Consider the following 17,186-nt stretch of genomic DNA (forward strand, 5'->3'; position numbering starts at 1 on the left):
TTTTTGTGCGGTTGCGCAGTGCAAGCGACCAAGCGAGTCCTGACGCGTTCAAGGTTGGTAGTGTGCGTGGCCTTCATTACCTTCATTTTCGGGGGCCTGCCTAGTCAGGCACAAGGACCTTCGCAGGCGAGTGCTACATCGTCACGTGCAACTCAACTACCGCCGTCAGGCCGGGCACCGGGCTCAGTCATGTCCATGCAGGTAACTACAGCCGCAGCAGCTGGCAACTCTGTCAATGTGATTGACAGCTCTATCTCGACGCAGCAGCCGTATAACGGCAGCGTACCAATGGGTGTGCTGAAAGATGGTGTTTTGAATCTCACGCTGGAAGATGCATTGAAGATGGGGCTGCGCCAAAACCTGGGAGCCATCACTGAATCATCCGCGATTCAACAGGCCACAGGTCAACGCCAAGTCGCTAGAAGCGAATTGATGCCCCAGCTTAATGTGGCCGTGTCGGAAGAGTTTGAGCGACTGAACTTGAGGACGCAGGGCGTAGAGGTCAATACCTTTCCTGAATCAGTGAAGTTCAATTTTTACGATGCACGAACAAAACTCAATCAGAGCGTCTTCGATTTGGTGAAGATCCGCAATCTGCGCGGAGCAAGCGAGAGCCTAAAGGCAAATATAAAAGCATCTCGAAATGCCCGGGATCTCATTGTTCTCGCTGTAAGTGGATCGTACCTTCAGCAGGTATCAACCATGGCCAGGATCGAGGCAACGGCTGCGCAGGTAGAGGTTTCTCGCGCTATTTACAAACAAGCTGTAGACCGTCTTGCGGCTGGTCTGGTTCCTCGCGTGGACGTTACACGCTCGCAGGTGCAGTTGCAAACCGAAGAGCAGCGGCTTCGTCAGCTTCAGGCGGACCTGGAGACACAGAAGCTAAACCTGGCGCGCATCATCGGGCTCCCACTGGGCCAAAAATACAAGGCTGTGAATGAATATCGTTTTGAATCGCAGGTTGACTTCACTTTGGAGACGGCGCTTCATCAGGCATTTGAGCGGAGGTCTGATCTGCAGGCTGCTAATTCGGGAGTCAAGGCTGCGGAATTTTCAATCAAGGCGGCGCACGCTGAACGATTGCCGAGCCTGAATGTCAATGCGGACTTTGGCGCCGCGGGAGTGACTCCAACTCACGAATCAACCGGCGTTTACAGTGTTGCGGGCACACTTTCAATTCCCATCTTTGAGGGCGGCAGGATTCATGGTGACATCGAGCAGTCGTCGTCGGTGCTTCGCCAGCGCAAGTCAGAATATGAAGATCTTCGCGGGCAGATCGACCAGGATGTGCGTCAAGCATTCATCGATATGAACTCTGCTGCCGATCAGGTTGAGGTTGCAAAGAGCAACGTCGAGCTTGCTCATGAAACTCTCGAACAGTCTCGTGATAGGTTCGTCGCCGGAGTTACTGACACCGTAGAGCTCGTACAGGCCCAGCAATCCGTCGCCCAAGCCGATGAGGATTTTATCACTGCGGTCTATGAGCACAACCTGGCCAAGGTGTCGTTGGCACGAGCCATGGGCGACGCTGAACAAACATTGCCACAACTTTTGAGGAAACAATAATGCCCGAAGAGCAACCAGGAAGCTCATTCCAACAGGCTAATCCTATGCAGGCGGGCGAAGCAGATCGCAACCTCGCCATGCGTATGCTGTATGACGAGCAGAATCGGTTACGTGCCGAGCTTGATCGTATGCGGCAACAGCAGGAACAGCGGTCGAAAGAGGGAAATACACAGGACGGCAATGACAAAAAAGATGATAAGGAAGGAGGAAACGACAAAAAAGAAAATGGTGAAGAGGATGATAAAGAAAAAGATAAAAAACCTCCGCTGAAAGATCGGGCCCGCAGTTGGATAAAACAGCATCCGACTGCAAGCGTGTTGATCGTCATAGGCTTTGTTGTGTTGGTCATTGCCTGCATACTGCTTTGGAATTATCTTGATAGCTATACGAATACAGACGACGCCTTTATCGATGGCCGCACGGATCCGATCAGTGCGCGCATCAACGGTTTCGTAGCTGCGGTCTATGTTGAAAATACATATCACGTGAAGAAGGGGCAGTTACTCGCGCAGCTGGACGATCGAGATAATTCGGTTGCGAAGGAGCAAGCCAGCGCCAACTATGCGCAGGCGCAGGCGAGTGTACGAGCTCAGGAGCCGAATGTTCCGATTACCAGCACCAACGAATCGACGCAGGTGATCAACTCCGACTACGACGTCATCAATGCGGAGGCCAGTGTTGCGGCAGCCGAAGAGCGGCATCGCTCTGCACTTGCGGATCTGAGTCAAGCAGAAGTTAACCGTGCAAACGCCGATCGTGAAGAGCAGCGCTACAAGCTTCTCGTGGATAAGGAAGAGGTGTCGCGCGAGGTATATGATCAGCGCGCGACTGAGGCTCGCGCACAAGCTCAAGTTGTTGCTTCGCGCAAAGAGATGGCAGAGGCCGCAGAGAAATCCGTGAAACAAGCGGAAGCACAACTCGGTACAGCGAAGCAAAGAAGCGAGCAGGCCAAGCGGAATCTTCCTCAGCAAGTCGCTGTACAGCGAGAAACGCTGCAGCAGCGCGTGGCGAATGAAAAAGCCGCTAAAGCGCAAGTCGATCAGTCTCAACTGAATCTTGAATACACCCGCATCTACGCTCCAGAAGACGGTGTGATTGGAGATAAGGAGGTGCAGATAGGAGAGCAGGTCGCTCCTGGCCAGGAACTCTTTGCGCTCACGCAGACCAACGACATCTGGGTAACTGCCAACTTCAAAGAGACGCAGATAGAGCGCATGCATGCTGGGCAATCGGTCACCGTTCATGTAGATGCTATAGACCTCGATTTTGACGGTTATATAGAAGCGCTTCCCGGAGCCAGCGGTGCTGTCTACAGTCTGCTGCCTCCAGAAAACGCTACGGGGAATTACGTCAAAGTCGTTCAGCGTCTGCCAATTCGCATCCGCATCAAGCCCAACCAGCCTGGAGCAGAACGGCTCGCGCCGGGCATGTCTGTCGAACCTAAGGTTTGGCTGCGATGATCCGTGTCAAAGCTAGGGGAGATATCTGATGCCAGGAGGAGCTACGCAATGGAAGCCCAAGCATAGTCCCTGGCTGATTGCGGTCGCCGTAATGATCGCGACATTCATGGAGGTCATGGATACGAGCATCGCCAGTGTTGCCGTGCCTTACATCGCAGGCAGCACAGCCTCCACGACCAATCAGGCGGAATGGGTGTTGACTGTTTATCTTGTGGCTAATGCTGTTTTCCTGCCGGCGAGTAATTGGTTTTCGCTTCGTTTTGGCCGCAAGCGATTTCTGATGTTTTCGATAATGGTTTTCACCGTTGCATCGTTTCTTTGCGGCATCGCGCCCACGCTCGGATTCATCTTGTTAGCTCGTGCTATTCAGGGTGCAGGCGGTGGGGCATTGCAACCGCTGTCGCAGGCAATCCTCATCGAGAGCTTTCCTCCAGAGAAGCAAGGGCAGGCGCTCGGACTGTATGCGCTCGGCGTAGTTCTTGCGCCTGTCATTGGACCGGCATTTGGTGGGTATCTGACGGACGCTGTGTCCTGGCGATGGGCCTTCTACATCAATATTCCCGTGGGTATTCTGGCTCTGGTGCTGCAGAGCAAGTTTCTGGAAGACCCCCCGGAGTATCAGAATGCAAAGCCAGGAAAGTTCGATGGAGTTGGTCTGGGACTCCTGGGGCTTTGGATTGGTTGCCTGCAATTCATTCTCGATAAGGGTCAGGAGTTGGACTGGTTTGGCGATACGTTGGTCACCGTTGCTGCCGTCGTCACAGTCCTTGGTTTTGTTGCTTTCCTGGTTCGTGAATTCACGCACGAGAAGCCACTTGTAAATTTACGAGCTCTCACCAATCGAAATCTCGCCATAGGTTGTGCGTTGGTCTTTGCATTAGGCGGCGTTCTCTATGGCCTGACGACGGTACTGCCAATCTTCTATCAGACATTGCTGGGTTACAGCGCAACGGCGTCAGGCTTTGCAGTCAGTCCACGCGGTCTTGGTTCAATCGCCTCTTCTGTCGCGGTCGGAATACTCGTATCAAAGATGGATCCCCGTCTCATCGTTGCTGCGGGATTCGCAGTCCTGGGTGGGTCTGGACTTTGGCTCAGCTTTTTAACTCTCGACATCTCTCCTACGACGCTCTTCTGGCCAACAACGATCAGCGGCTTGGGGTTGGCGATGATATTCGTACCTTTGTCTAAGGTCGCCCTTGGCACGTTGGGCAAAGGGGAAACGGGGAACGCCAGCGGCATTTTCAATTTTCTCCGTAATATCGGGGGAAGCGTTGGAATCTCCGCTGCGAATACGATCGCTCAGCGTCATCTTCAAGCTCATCGCAATGACAATGTTCACTGGTATACGGGCGCAAGCTGGATGCTGCGTCGCCAACTCAATACTCTCACTGAACTAATGCAAAAGCATGCTGGCCCTGGCCGCTCAACTTTGCGCGCCCTCTCTATAACGAACTCAACACTGAATAGTCAGGCCCAGCTTTGGGCATACGTTGATGTGCTGCGTTATTTTGCGCTGACTTGCGCCATCTGTATACCGTTTGCTTTTTTACTGAAGAGGCCTAAAGCGGGTGCTAAAGGCGAGGCGTGACGGTGACTAAACGAGGGTTGGCGGCAATTTGAATCGACGCTCTTTGAGGCTGGCATTGAGAAGCGCTCGTAAATGCGATCTGTTCTGGCTATCGCGGTGGCCAGAACAGATCGCATTCGGCGGTAGAGATAAGCGGTTTGCTTTGATCAGAGCCTGCTACGCCCTCTGCCGAAGAGCAGGAAGAGGATGAGGATCAACAGAAGCAAACTAAGTCCGCCGCCACCGTAATAACCTATGCCGGGACCCATGTAGTAGCCGCCTCCGCCTGCGAGCAATAGGAGAATTATCAGAAGAAGAATCAATTGCATGGACAGCCGCCCTTGCTGGGACCAATTCCACAGTCCCACGTAAAGTGGAAGTTGATGACAATATTGCGCATCAATATAGAACTGAAGAGATAGATGAAAACTGATTCAAAGAGGATGTCTCAGGGATCATCCAACGCGCGAAAAATTTCATTATCTAAAAATCTCCTATCCAGGGAATAAACGTCGAATCGCTATTGGACAGCGATGAGATAAATCTGCTGTGTTATGTCTCTCTGCAGCCGTACTGCGTTGCGCGTGCTGCCGAAGACGATCGCACCACCGGCTGTGGCTGGCCATGTATTGTTGCCGCGACCATTGAGGAGAGATCCCGCACTCCAGCCCATGTCCTTATGTAGACCGCCGTCCGCACTTATCTGCGCGTCGCTTCGATCAATGGTGCTCTGCAACGCCGCATCGATCTGACAGCGGCCGTCGGAGATCCGACAAATTCCTCGTTGGCTCATTCATGCCGTAGGGAGCGATCGGGTTTCATGCCGCGAGATCTGTGCCGAAGCATGAGAGTGATGCGATGCGAGCCCCTATGAAAAGCCAATCTTCATCTGCGACTCTGAGTGTCGCGGGAGACTTTGGCTTGCTCACTTCTATATAAGCGAAGGGGCAGAAAATCAGGGTCTGCATGCCGCCAGGCTAGTTGAACCTGTCGTTCAGCTTCGGCTGCGCCCTTCGAATCGCCTATTCGGTGCAGAGCCCTGCTCAGTTGTAATGCGGCCAGAGGGACATAAGGGGAGTCCGGTACCAGCGCACGATGCTCCAGAACTTTACGAAATTCGCTTACAGCCTGCTCTGGATGTCCAGCATCTTCATACGCTAGGCCACGATAATAGGCGGGGGCTAAAGCGAGAGCGCTGCATCCGTCGTAAGGGCGGACAGCTTCGAGCGATTGAATCGCTGCCAGCGGGTTGTGCTTTTGCAACTGGATCGCGGCACGTATCGAGGGCAGTTCGGCATCATTGAGAATGGTGTCGAGCGGAGCCTGGCCAGAGGCCTTTACCGCCTTTGACTCTGCAAGTGCGGTCTCTCCGCTGCGAGCCAGCGCTAAGGCGGCTAAGGCTTCGATACTCATATCGTCCGGAGCAAGCCGCAATGCGTCGAGAGCAAGTGTGCGCGCCTGGCGCGGATATCCAAACTCAGCCTCCAGATCCGCTTCGTCCACATCCACAGTTGCAGCCAATTCGGAAAATCCCTGCGCCAAGGCAGCCTGACGCGCTTGCGCGAAGAACTTTCTTCCCAGGCTGAGTTTTCCCTGATACATGGCGACCCAGGCTACATCATCCAGCAGTTCGCTTTCCGCAGTATTTCCGTGTGCCGATCGAATCTGCTCTTCCATCGCACCTTCATCATTCTGTTGAAAGGCGAGCAGGTAACAAGCCGCATGCAGCATGGCGCTGTTGCTTTTTGGGGCTGGTTCGCTGATGCAAAGGGTTCGCAGGGCGTTTTGTTCGCCTGTTTCGAGATACACCCGCGCAAGTATGGCCTTGGAGAGTGAGGACGCCGCATCCAACTGCACGGCAGTGAGCGCGATACTCTTGGCTTTCTCCGGTTGGCCCAGTTCCAGATATTCGATAGCGAGATTCTCATACGGAGATGAGTCCCGAGGGTAGAGCGAGCGCCATAGCTCGTACGCTTCGATCGTGCGCTGTGTCTGTCCTGAGATCGAGTAGTAGTGCGCCGCGATATAGAGCCGTTCGCGATCCGCGGTGTGTTCTCTCAGGTCAAATGCTTTTTGGTAGTACACGGCACTTTGAGTCAACTCTGCCGCATTGGAGTAGATGGTGCCGAGACGGGCATAGGCCATTGCGAAGTTAGGGTCCAGATCGACGGCAAGCTTGTAATCGCGAATAGCATCGAACTCCTGGCCGATGTTGCGCTTCTCCTCGCCAAGCGTGAAAGCCCTGAGCGCCGCCAGGGACGAGGTTGTGGCCTGAGCCAGCGGCACGTTGAATCTCTGGAGCGAGGCCGCAGGTTCGCCGAGGTTCTTCCGCAGTTGATCCGTTGCCTGGTCGAGGGCGGTGATCACGGTGTCTCGGCTCCCCGCCTTGACTGTCTGGCTCACCAGGAGGTGGCCGGTTGCGCAACTATGCGCGGCAGTCGTAACTTCGTAGCCTGAGCTTCGGGATGCGATTGACCCTGTGATCAAGACCTTGCCGCCGAGGGACAGGCAGCCCTTCTGCAATTGCGGAAGCGACGCCGAAGCCGGCTCGGAAACCAGCCTCAGGAGGTTTTGATCGGGAACCAGGTTCAGATACGGTGATTCCTCCAGCTTGACTCGGAAAGCATGCTCCAGACCATCGTAGGAATTATCACCGGAGAGATTGGTGAAGCCGCCGAGCACAACCTGGTCCGAACGGCTAATCTGCGAGATGCTCGGGCGCCGGTAAAAGAATAAGGCACCCACGGCAATGGCGAAGAGAACTAAAAGGGAAGTCAGGCCAATACGGAAATAGCGCTGCCGGATTTGTGTCTCAGCAGTCTTCGGTGCTGGCGTATCGGTGAGCGCGAGAGCCGCCGGAGAGGGTAGAGCGGATGCAGCCGATGCGGAGGCGAGAGTTAAGTCAGGAGCGAGCTCAACGGAGCCGGGCACAGCAGGGGTCTCGGCTGGAGAGTTGAAGAATGGCTCAACCTCGCCATTGAATCTGTAGCCGCGTCGCCGGATCGTCTCTATATATTGTGTCGCGCCAGCTTTTTCTCCCAGAGCCTCGCGCAGCTTCGCTGCAGCCACGTGCAGGCCATTGTCGAGTTCGCCGAAGATCCGGTCACTCCACAGACGGCTGTGCAACGTCTCCTTGGTGACCGCCTCGCCTGGCGACTCCAGCAATACGAGTAGTAGCTGGAATGGAAGCTCTTCGATTCGCACGCGTTTTTCGCCGCGCAGCAAAAGACCTTTTCGAGGCCAAACCTCGAATTGGCCGAACCGATAGCCATCACATACGGATTGGGGCGTCTCGGAAGAAATAATGTTTTTAGGATACCAAAGCTCCAAAAGTTCACTTCTTTCCTGTCGGAGAAAGACCGTTGAGCATTTTTCGGATTGACGAAATTGTGCACATGAAGAAACAAAAGGATTTATTGCTTAAGAATGCCTTAAGTATAAGTTTTGTTGACTCAATTGCAACAAAGCGTTTTTCTGGATTCAGCTTTTGATGACACACGGCTTTTGGGTTCCGCGTCCAGAGATTGCTTTGCAAGAGCTTCGATCCGGTCGCTCCAAACGCCCGCTGTTTCTCTTTACACCGCTGACTTCTTAACTTTCTGCCAAGGATGAACAACGTGAAACCTATTCCATTCCGTGCGCTGTTCCTTCGTCTATGCCTGGGGACGGTGTTTGTTGCAACTACCGCGCTAGCGCAATCCAACGCTCCTGACTCCCAGACTGTTCGGCCTCCGGCAGCACAGCAGGATCGGGTTCGCGGCCCGGTGAAGGATGAGCAGCGCACTGTTCTTACGGGGCAGACGCGTCGAATGGATCACGCGGCCGTGGATCTGGGTGAGGTATCGCCATCCCTCTCGACGGGGAGAATGGTGCTGTGGCTCCGCCGAAGTGCCGATCAGCAGGCTCACCTAGGTCAATTTTTCAGCCAGGTGCAGGATCCTAAATCGGCGAATTATCGCCATTGGCTGACCCCGGCAAGTTATGGTGCCGCTTACGGCGTCTCGGACAACGACCTGGCGGCGGTGGAACAGTGGTTGAAAGCCAGCGGGCTCAAGGTGGAAAAGATTGCAGAGGGGCGTAATGCCATTCTCTTCTCCGGTACGGCTGGAGATCTGACGCATGCGTTTCATACCAGCATTCACAGGTACACGATTGGCCAGCAGAGACATTTGGCCAACGCAAACGATCCTGAGGTTCCAACGGCGCTCGCTCCGGTCATCGCTGGCATCTCGCCTATGAACGATTTTCGCGCCAAGCCTCTACACGTGCTTCGAAGCCCAGCTCGTTACGATGCTGCCTCACACCGGATGCAACCGGCCCTGACCGGCGGTTCCAACGGGGACTATGCTCTTTACGTCACGCCGGCTGACGCCTCCATCATCTACGACACGCCGAACAAGAACTTCAATGCTGCGGCGACGCAGACGCTCGATGGATCTGGCGTTACGATCGGTATCGTTGGCTACTCAGCGCTGGCAATGGCCGATGTGCAGAACTATCGCACAGCCTTTTTGCCTGCAAGCGCAGCCAGCAATCTTCCGACGCAGATCCTCGACGGCGGTATAGACCCGGGTGTCTTGGACGGAGATACCGCTTCCGAAGGCTTGTTGGATGTCGAAATCGCTGGCGGACTTGCACCAGGCGCAACGATCGATTACTACTACGCAGATTCCACAGATCTGTCAGATGGTCTCGTCCTGGCCGGACTCCGCGCGCTTGAAGATAACAAGGTTAATATTTTGAGCGCGAGCTATGGGGAGTGCGAATCCGATCTCGGACTTGGCGGCAATCTTGAATGGTCGGAGCTCTGGCAGCAAGCAGCAGCCCAGGGCATTTCGGTCACGGTGTCTACAGGCGACTCCGGCTCGGCTTCCTGCGACACGTCGGTGGCGCCACTCCTGGCTTCGCATGGGCTTTCGGTAAGCGGCCTTTCCTCCACGCCCTACAACATCGCCGTGGGCGGGACCGATTACTACTCGCTTGTCAACAACTTCAGCAACTACGTAAACACTGCGAGCTCGGGAAACTATCCGTATTACGCAACAGCACTCGGCTATATCCCGGAGAATCCGTGGAACGACTCCTCATCGGTAGTGGGGAACAGCTTTACCTTGAATATGCCCACGTACGATGGGGTTGGGGATACCAATATCATTGCCGCCGGCGGCGGCCTGAGCAGCCAGGCAGTCTGCTTGGGTTATTTGACCTCGGACGGTAGCTGCTCACAGACCTTGTCGGGTTATACCCAGCCTCCTTACCAGACTGGTTTCCAGCAGGTAAATCTGGTTCGATCCGTTCCAGATGTCTCTCTGCTGGCTGCCAATGGTTTTTACGGTGCGGCCTGGGTCTTCTGTTCCGACTCGACGATAGATGAGCAAGGCGGAGTTTATACCGACTGCCAGTCCGATGCGAGTGGGCATCTCCTCAATGACACTCCAATCGGATTGATCGGCGGAACCTCGGCAGCGGCCCCGGCTTTTGCCGGAATGCTGGCGATGATTTCGCAGTCGCAGGGCGGCGCACGCCTGGGACAAGCCGATACTGTTCTCTACAACCTGGCGCAGGACTATAACCCCTCGACCAGCAGCCCAGGCAAGTACCAGCGGGCCTTCCATGACGTAGTCATGGGCAATAATTCAGTCTATTGCGCGAGCGGTTCGCTGAACTGCGGCACGAATAATTTTCTGGAAGGGTATAACGCTACACCCAGCTACGACATGGCTTCTGGCCTCGGCAGCATCGATCTTTCGCAGCTGGTCAATCTATGGACCGCGACTAACTTTACCAGCACCACCAACACTCTCACCGCGGGTATTTCGAGCGACCCGTTGTCCAGCGCGCCAATCAGCGTGGTGCACGGCACACCGATCAATTTTTCAACCCTGGTAACGCCTGCCACTGCGACCGGACAGTTCAGCATCGTTTCGACGAACAGCATGAATGCCGCCAGCTACTCCGACTTTGGTGCGCTTGATGGAACCGGTACCGGGAATCTGACCACCAATGATCTTCCCGGCGGAACATACACCGTCTATGCCTACTATGCTGGCGATACGAGCCATACCGGCAGCCAGTCTTCCAGCGGCATCAACGTGACCATCAGCGCGGAATCGAGCACAACCACTCTTTCTTTTGGGACCAACGATCCAATCACCTATGCCATAAAAGAAGGAGTAAGTTCTGTTGCCTACGGCATGGGTACCTACGCTAATGCGCAGCCGTTTGGAAACAGCTCCACTGTGGACTACACAGGTACGCTGCTCCCGGACGGTATCGCCACGGGTAGCGTCAACTTCACATCCAGCAATGGCGTAACGCAATCGGCTGCGATCAATAGCCTCGGTTTCGCGCAGCTTTCCATCAGCTCACTCGCTCCCGGAACATATACCTACAAGGCGAGCTATCCAGGTGACTCAAGCTTTGCGACGAGCGCCAGCACCTCGCAGACGCTGACCGTCACCAAAGGGACGACCTCGTTTCAACTGCAGCCCAGCGCTACCGCTGTGAGCCCGGTTGGGCAGGTGACTGTCACTGCGATTCTGCAGACAGACAGCATCGCACTCTATCCCACAGGAAGCGTTTCGGCGCAGGCGAATGGCCATACCTATCCTCCCACCTCTTCTTTGCAGGGAAGCTCGAATGGGGCAGTCGCCAATCTTTTTACCTTTACAATCCCCACTTCTGACCTGATGCCAGGTTCTAACCTGGTTAGCGTCAGCTATGGGGGTGACACTAACTATCAGTCCACGAGCGGCAGCTTCAGCGTGACCTCTACTGGCAATACGGGCAGCTTTACGCTGAGCGGCCCGAGTCAGCCATTGGTGGTCGAAGCATCCCAGCAGAGCTCAACCACTATATCTGTGGCATCTTTGAATGGTTTTACCGGACAGGTGGAGTTGAGTTGCGCGGTGAGCGCCGCTCCGTCAGGACACACGCCTATCTGTCAGGCAGCTACAGCCACTGTTTACGGCAGCTTCGGAGCAAGCTCGATTGTTTCAGTAGCCACGTATGCTGATACGCCGATAGGCAACTACACCATCACCGTCACCGGCGTCAGTGGTCAGCTTAGCCAATCCGTGCAGATTCCGCTGCGGGTGACCAAAGGCCCCGGGTTCACACTCTCCTTCGCGGATCGTTCGATTTCCCTTAGTTCACCGGGTAAGTCGGCGAGCGAGGCGCTCTCCATCACACCGATTGAGGGCTTCACCGGAACCGTAACGCTCAACTGCATCGTTGCGCCAACGCCAACCTCCGGCAAGGCCCCTACCTGCGCTCTCCCGGACAGCATCAACCTGGGCTCCAGTCCCACGTCTGTCACTCTACAGATAGCCAGTGACAGCACCACGCTTCCAGGCTCCTACACGGTCGCTGTCACAGCAGTCTCGGGCGGAGTGCAACAGACGCTGGCTCTTCCGCTTGTTCTGCAGCAATTGGCCGTGACCCCAGGCTTCGACATGTCCGCGGCCAGCGGCACCGTATCGATTGCTCTCGCCGGGCAATCTGTAACCGACATGCTGTCGATTCGTCCCGCAGGCGGCTTTACGGGAGCTGTGCAGTTGAGCTGCGCGGTCTCCGGAGGCTCATCCTCTTCCGCAGCCCCCACCTGCACCGTGCCTGCTACTGCTTCTGTGACCGGCACAGCAGTGGTGAACGCGATGCTCACTGTGAACACCGCTGCTCCTACAACCAACGTGGCAAACGATACGCGCATGGCTGCTGGGAAAATCGGCGGGGTAGTGTTTGGCTGCCTGCTGATTTTCATCGCTCCAAAGCGAAGGAAATGGACTGCTCTGGGAGTGCTGCTTGTGGCGGCATGTGCCATGGCCGTAACAGCCTGCGGCGGCAATGGACATAGCAACCCTGGAACTGGTGGCTCCCCCGGAACTCCAACTGGCAGCTACATGGTTAAGGTCACAGCTTCCAGCGGCTCTATCAGCGCAACGACGCAGGTCAATGTCTCAGTTCAGTAAAGATGCAGCGGCAGGTATGCAACTGCCGCGTGTGGATGCTCTTGCACTGTATGGAAGACAAAGGCGCAATGCTTTCTACGATCACGGCCGAAAAATCGACTTTATTTGGGAAAGGTTCAAGCGAGATGAAAAGTAGGTTAGGTCTCTCCATCTTGTTGCTCATGGCATGGATACCAGTGATCGGTTGCGGCGGGTCGGGCAAATCCACTCTGCCCGCGCCCACCACCTATACCATCAAAGGTACAGTTGCAGGGGCCACTGGCGCAGGCCTGGTCCTGCAGAATAACGGTGGCAACGATTTAACGGTGAGTGCCAATGCCACCAGTTTCAGCTTCACCACTCCTGTCTCCGGCGGCGGTGTCTACAGCGTCACGGTGCTTTCGCAGCCTGCAGGCGCAAACTGCACAGTGAGCAAGGGCGATGGCCAGGCTATGGCCAACGTAACCAACGTCAGCGTCACGTGCTCACCGCAGTTCACCATTGGCGGCATCGTCAAGAGGCTCACAGGGCCTGGCCTGATTCTGCAGAATAATGGCGGAGACAATCTGGCTGTGAGCGCGAATGAGACCAGCTTTACCTTTGCCACTCCAGTTGCGGGCGGCAGCGCGTACAGTATCTCAATACTCATGCAACCAGTCGGTGAAAACTGCGTGGTGGCCAATGGAGCTGGGACAGCCAGCGCCAATGTGACGAATGCAACTGTTGTATGCACCCAGCTCTATGCCGTCGGTGGCACCATCAATGGCCTTCACGGCACAGGCCTGGTTCTGGAGGACAATGGCGGCAATAACCTGACCGTCGCAGCAGAAGCCACCAGCTTTAACTTCACCACGCCCCTGCCTGGCGGCAGCGCATACAGCGTTACCGTGCTCTCGCAGCCAGCCAGCGAGAGCTGCATCGTCTCCAACGGCAGCGGCACCGTCTCCACAGATATCGCCAACGTGAACATCGTCTGTGTCGGCGAGTGGTCGTGGATGAACGGCAGCAGTTCCGTCGGCTTGAACGGTGGAGTCTCAGGCGTATACGGCACCCTAGGAGCTTCCGCTCCGGCCAATCTTCCAGGAGGACGCGAACAATCCGGTACCTGGAAAGATGCCTCCGGAAACATCTGGCTCATGGGCGGATACGGGGAAGACACAACTGGCACAACGGGTCTGCTAAACGACCTCTGGAAGTTCGATCCCTCGAAGAGCGCCAGCGGCGAGTGGACCTGGGTCAGCGGCAACAGTGTCGCGCCACTCGGTATCCCCGAGGTAGCTCCAAACGGCGAACCTGGTGTCTACGGTACGCTCGGGAAGCCTGCGCCTGGCAACGCGCCCGGCGGCAGAGAGCAGATGGTGACATGGATTGACTCGGCAGGAAACCTCTGGCTCTTTGGCGGCATCGGCATCGACTCCGCTGGTCTGTATGGATACCTTAACGATCTCTGGGAGTTCAATCCCAATCTAGGCTCCAATGGCGAATGGGCCTGGATGGGCGGCAGCACCACCGTTCCCGAGCAGGAAGGTAACTCCGGTGTCTACGGCACGCTCGGCACACCATCGGCCAATAACATTCCCGGCGGCCGTTATGGCGGATACGCCTGGACCGATCCGTCTGGAAACTTCTGGCTTTTCGGTGGCAATGGCTTTGACTCGGTCGGAACCAATGCTTATCTAAACGATCTGTGGAAGTACACCCCCGGTGCGAACGGAGCCGCGGGCAAGTGGACATGGATAGGGGGCCTCGCTGTCGCTCCTATTAGCCCCTCTCCCTTCAGTCAAAGTGCAGCGCCCGGAGTCTACGGCACGCTCGGAAGCCAGGACACCGCCAACATTCCCGGAGGAAGATCTGCCGGCGTTACCTGGACCGATGCGTCAGGCAATCTCTGGCTTCTCGGCGGCCTCGGCGCAGACTCGGTCGATACCACTGGCTATCTGAACGACCTGTGGAAGTACACGCCAGGGGCCGAAGGAACTGCCGGCGAATGGACGTGGATGAGTGGCAGTAACACTATCGGGATAAATGGCGGCCAGCCCGGCGTCTATGGCGTTCTTGGTGTCGCTGATGCTGCTAACACCCCCGGAGCGCGCTTTAGTTCCGCAACCTGGATTGATGTCTCTGGTAGTTTCTGGCTGTTCGGTGGCCAGGGCTATGACTGGACCGGGGCATCGGGCTTCCTCAACGACCTCTGGGAGTACACACCAAGCGCGAAGAACGGCGGTCGCTGGACCTGGATGGGTGGCAGCAATGTCATTCCTCCCAATCCAGCCCAGGGCGTTGAGAGTGGTGAGCCGGGAGTCTACGGCACACTCGGTACGCCTGCCGCAACCAACACTCCGGGCGCTCGCATCGGCGCAATGCCATGGGTCGATTCCTCCGGCAATCTCTGGCTGTTCGGTGGCCAGGGCTACGACGGAGCTGGCTCCCAAGGCTACCTCAACGACTCCTGGATGTACCAACCGTAGATATACCAACAGTAAGGGTGCAGGCATGAACGAGGCGACAGTTGTAACGCAGAACTTTCGCGTTGCAACTGTCGCTTCAGCTTTCTGTCAGCTATTTTTTATCGATAGAAGCTCTATTCAATCCGCGACTATCATGAGCTGATCGCGCGTCAAAAGCGTATGCGGCATCGGGTGCCCATATCCAGGTTCTCGTCTCATCGTGAGAGGACTAGCACAAGCGGAAATTCTCAATTTCAAAGTAGCTTAGTTTTTTGTGTCAATGGCGTAGAAGGTTTGGCTCGAATCAGCGAACGGACGGTATTCCGATGGATAGCGGCAAAATCCACCGACAACCGCCGGTATCAATCAAACACGCCGGGCCTCATCGCATTAGCCTGATCAAACGATTACCTTTAAATCATGCAATAAGAATGTAGAGATTTTTGTGAGCGCACTCATTAAAAACAGTGGGTAATTGTGGGCAATACCTGCAACAGTCGAAGAGCGGGGAAATGCTGTAACGGTCATAATATGGACAACACATCACAATCATGAGTAATATTGAGCGGAGCAAAACTCCAGGTGCTAACCGACGGGTTGCAGGTTCGAGCCCTACATTAGGAGACAGAATTATTTCCCCTCCGGCGTCTCTGCAAGTCTTCTAAAAACTCACCGCATCTTAAAGAACAACGGATTAAGTGCGGCGCAAGACGTAATCGCGTCTCCTGACGTCTCACTCAGTCTGCCTAAAGCTGCGTTTATTGTAGGTATTTTTCACGTGTGCTCGCCTCACTACCGACATGGAGGCTAGAGCAACCCGAGTTCTCCTTGGGGTCTTTCGCCGCATAGTCCATTCATAGCGGCAACGATGCCGCAACTGAATGGACGCGATAGCGCTAACCTTATAGCCTGGATGTGTGTCCATGATCAGGCACTTGACGGCGGACATCGATTTGTCGAGCAGGTACGCTAAAATCACAGAAGTAACGGAAGAGTTCTCAGCATTATATTGATTCAGTATTTGGCCAGTATCGTGGGGTTCGACAGCAAGGCGTAGCAAAGAGGGGAAAATAAAAATGGACAATCAGAAGGTTTATCTCCTGGCAGAGTTGGCGATTCTGCCCAGCTTTTTAGACGAGGTCAAGGCAATATTCAGAGAAGCCATCGGCCCGGCGCTTCAGGAGCCTGGTTGCGAAGCTCTGTTCGAGACCTCGCGCGACGGTGATCCATATAAGTTTGTTTTCTTCGAGGTGTTTTCTTCTCCGGAAGCACATCGGATTCACCTTGAGCAGGACTATACGAAACGCATGTTTTCTGCTCTTGAGGGCAAGTTAGCCAGTGCACCCGTTATGACGAAATTGAATCCATTGTGGCCTGATCTCTTTTGAGCGATCGCTGACACGCCCTAGCCAGTTGACGATTTTGCCGTGCTTCTCGCGATCTCTTCGTGTGTGACCGAGCCAGACCGGTGACATCGTAAATTGCCTTACCCTGGTGTTGAGCAGCATTCCTGCGGCCGTTCTCGCGTAGTCTTCGCGAGACACATACGACCGGCCCTGCGACTGCGCGCGGAAACCTGTTTGCCGGTCTTGAAAGCAAACTGCGCAAACCTGAGGATGACTTCCGCGTAGAGGTTGTTCCGCAGGATCGTCCAGTCGAGTCCGCTCTCAAAGATTGCGGCTTCGGTCCAGAAATGATCATCCGTGATCGAGTTTCCAACGGTTGGGTGGGCATCGGGGATCATGTATAGAGGATGTGCTCCACGCCAGCGCTCGTTGCAGCGTGTATGGCAGCCCGGTGTTGCTTCACATGCACATCCGGCGCGTGAAGTGAGTCAGTGCTGATGAGGACTCCGCCTCGTCTTCTCATGAAGAGACAGCGCAGACAGGCGAAAACTGGGGCGAACTGAATGCAATGAAAAGTGGGCTTCATCCAAGGCCTTTTGCCTGGGCTCCGTTGGGCAAGTCGGATTTCCCCGAATACACGGAGGAACTGATTCGTGTGCAATGGAGACGAAATGACTTCGATTGAGCTCCACATCGTCCGGCCTCATGGCATCGCGAAGCCGCCAGTCATTCTTTATCTTTATAGCTTCCTCGCCGACAGCGACCGCTTCGCTCAAAAGGCGTGGTGCCAATTCGTCACAAGAAATGGGTTTGCAGCTGTAGGCTTAGTCGGCGCTCTAACCCGGCCAGAG

General features: G+C 55.3%; 10 protein-coding genes. 6 read left to right on the forward strand and 4 right to left on the reverse strand.

The features are described from left to right. Positions 1–189 precede the first annotated feature (189 nt). From OHL19_RS21400 to OHL19_RS21410, 3 genes are read left to right on the forward strand one after another with little or no spacing between them, the layout of a single operon-like run. Entirely contained in the window at positions 190–1,566 is a 1,377-nt protein-coding gene (locus tag OHL19_RS21400) for a TolC family protein (RefSeq protein ID WP_263359879.1), read from the forward strand. After that, positions 1,566–3,026, forward strand: a complete 1,461-nt coding sequence (locus OHL19_RS21405; RefSeq protein ID WP_263359880.1) for an HlyD family secretion protein — start codon at positions 1,566–1,568, stop codon at positions 3,024–3,026. Before OHL19_RS21400 ends, OHL19_RS21405 begins: the two co-directional genes overlap by 1 nt. A 28-nt stretch (positions 3,027–3,054) precedes the next feature. After that, positions 3,055–4,614, forward strand: coding sequence for a DHA2 family efflux MFS transporter permease subunit (locus OHL19_RS21410; RefSeq protein ID WP_263359881.1), 1,560 nt, complete (start codon positions 3,055–3,057; stop codon positions 4,612–4,614). Between the two features lie 146 nt (positions 4,615–4,760). Here the strand turns inward: OHL19_RS21410 and OHL19_RS21415 are convergent, their stop codons facing one another. The 3 genes from OHL19_RS21415 to OHL19_RS21425 form a co-directional block, all read right to left on the reverse strand. After that, a complete protein-coding gene (locus tag OHL19_RS21415) occupies positions 4,761–4,922 on the reverse strand; it encodes a DUF3309 family protein (protein ID WP_263359882.1) in 162 nt (53 codons plus the stop codon). Positions 4,923–5,113: 191 nt separating this feature from the next. Continuing rightward, positions 5,114–5,329 carry a hypothetical protein gene (locus OHL19_RS21420; protein WP_263359883.1) on the reverse strand — a complete coding sequence of 72 codons (216 nt, stop codon included), beginning with the start codon at positions 5,327–5,329 and terminating at the stop codon, positions 5,114–5,116. A 149-nt stretch (positions 5,330–5,478) separates the two neighbouring features. Next, a complete protein-coding gene (locus OHL19_RS21425; protein WP_263359884.1) occupies positions 5,479–7,797 on the reverse strand; it encodes a winged helix-turn-helix domain-containing protein in 2,319 nt (772 codons plus the stop codon). A gap of 413 nt (positions 7,798–8,210) precedes the next feature. Here OHL19_RS21425 and OHL19_RS21430 point away from each other — a divergent pair, with 413 nt between their 5' ends. The 3 genes from OHL19_RS21430 (at position 8,211) to OHL19_RS21440 (ending at position 16,377) form a co-directional block, all read left to right on the forward strand. Continuing rightward, positions 8,211–12,563, forward strand: coding sequence for a protease pro-enzyme activation domain-containing protein (locus OHL19_RS21430; RefSeq protein ID WP_263359885.1), 4,353 nt, complete (start codon positions 8,211–8,213; stop codon positions 12,561–12,563). Positions 12,564–12,688: 125 nt separating this feature from the next. Beyond that, positions 12,689–15,010, forward strand: coding sequence for a kelch repeat-containing protein (locus OHL19_RS21435; RefSeq protein WP_263359886.1), 2,322 nt, complete (start codon positions 12,689–12,691; stop codon positions 15,008–15,010). Positions 15,011–16,065: 1,055 nt separating this feature from the next. Next, the gene (locus OHL19_RS21440) at positions 16,066–16,377 is read left to right on the forward strand and encodes a putative quinol monooxygenase (RefSeq protein WP_263359887.1); all 312 of its coding nucleotides are present in this window, start codon (positions 16,066–16,068) and stop codon (positions 16,375–16,377) included. A gap of 98 nt (positions 16,378–16,475) precedes the next feature. Here OHL19_RS21440 and OHL19_RS21445 read toward each other — a convergent pair whose 3' ends face one another. After that, on the reverse strand, positions 16,476–16,733 hold the full coding sequence (locus tag OHL19_RS21445; protein WP_263359888.1) for a Rossmann-fold NAD(P)-binding domain-containing protein: 258 nt from the start codon (positions 16,731–16,733) through the stop codon (positions 16,476–16,478). Positions 16,734–17,186: the final 453 nt, after the last annotated feature.

Origin of the sequence: Acidicapsa ligni, from assembly GCF_025685655.1 — a bacterium.
GTDB lineage: Bacteria > Acidobacteriota > Terriglobia > Terriglobales > Acidobacteriaceae > Acidicapsa > Acidicapsa ligni.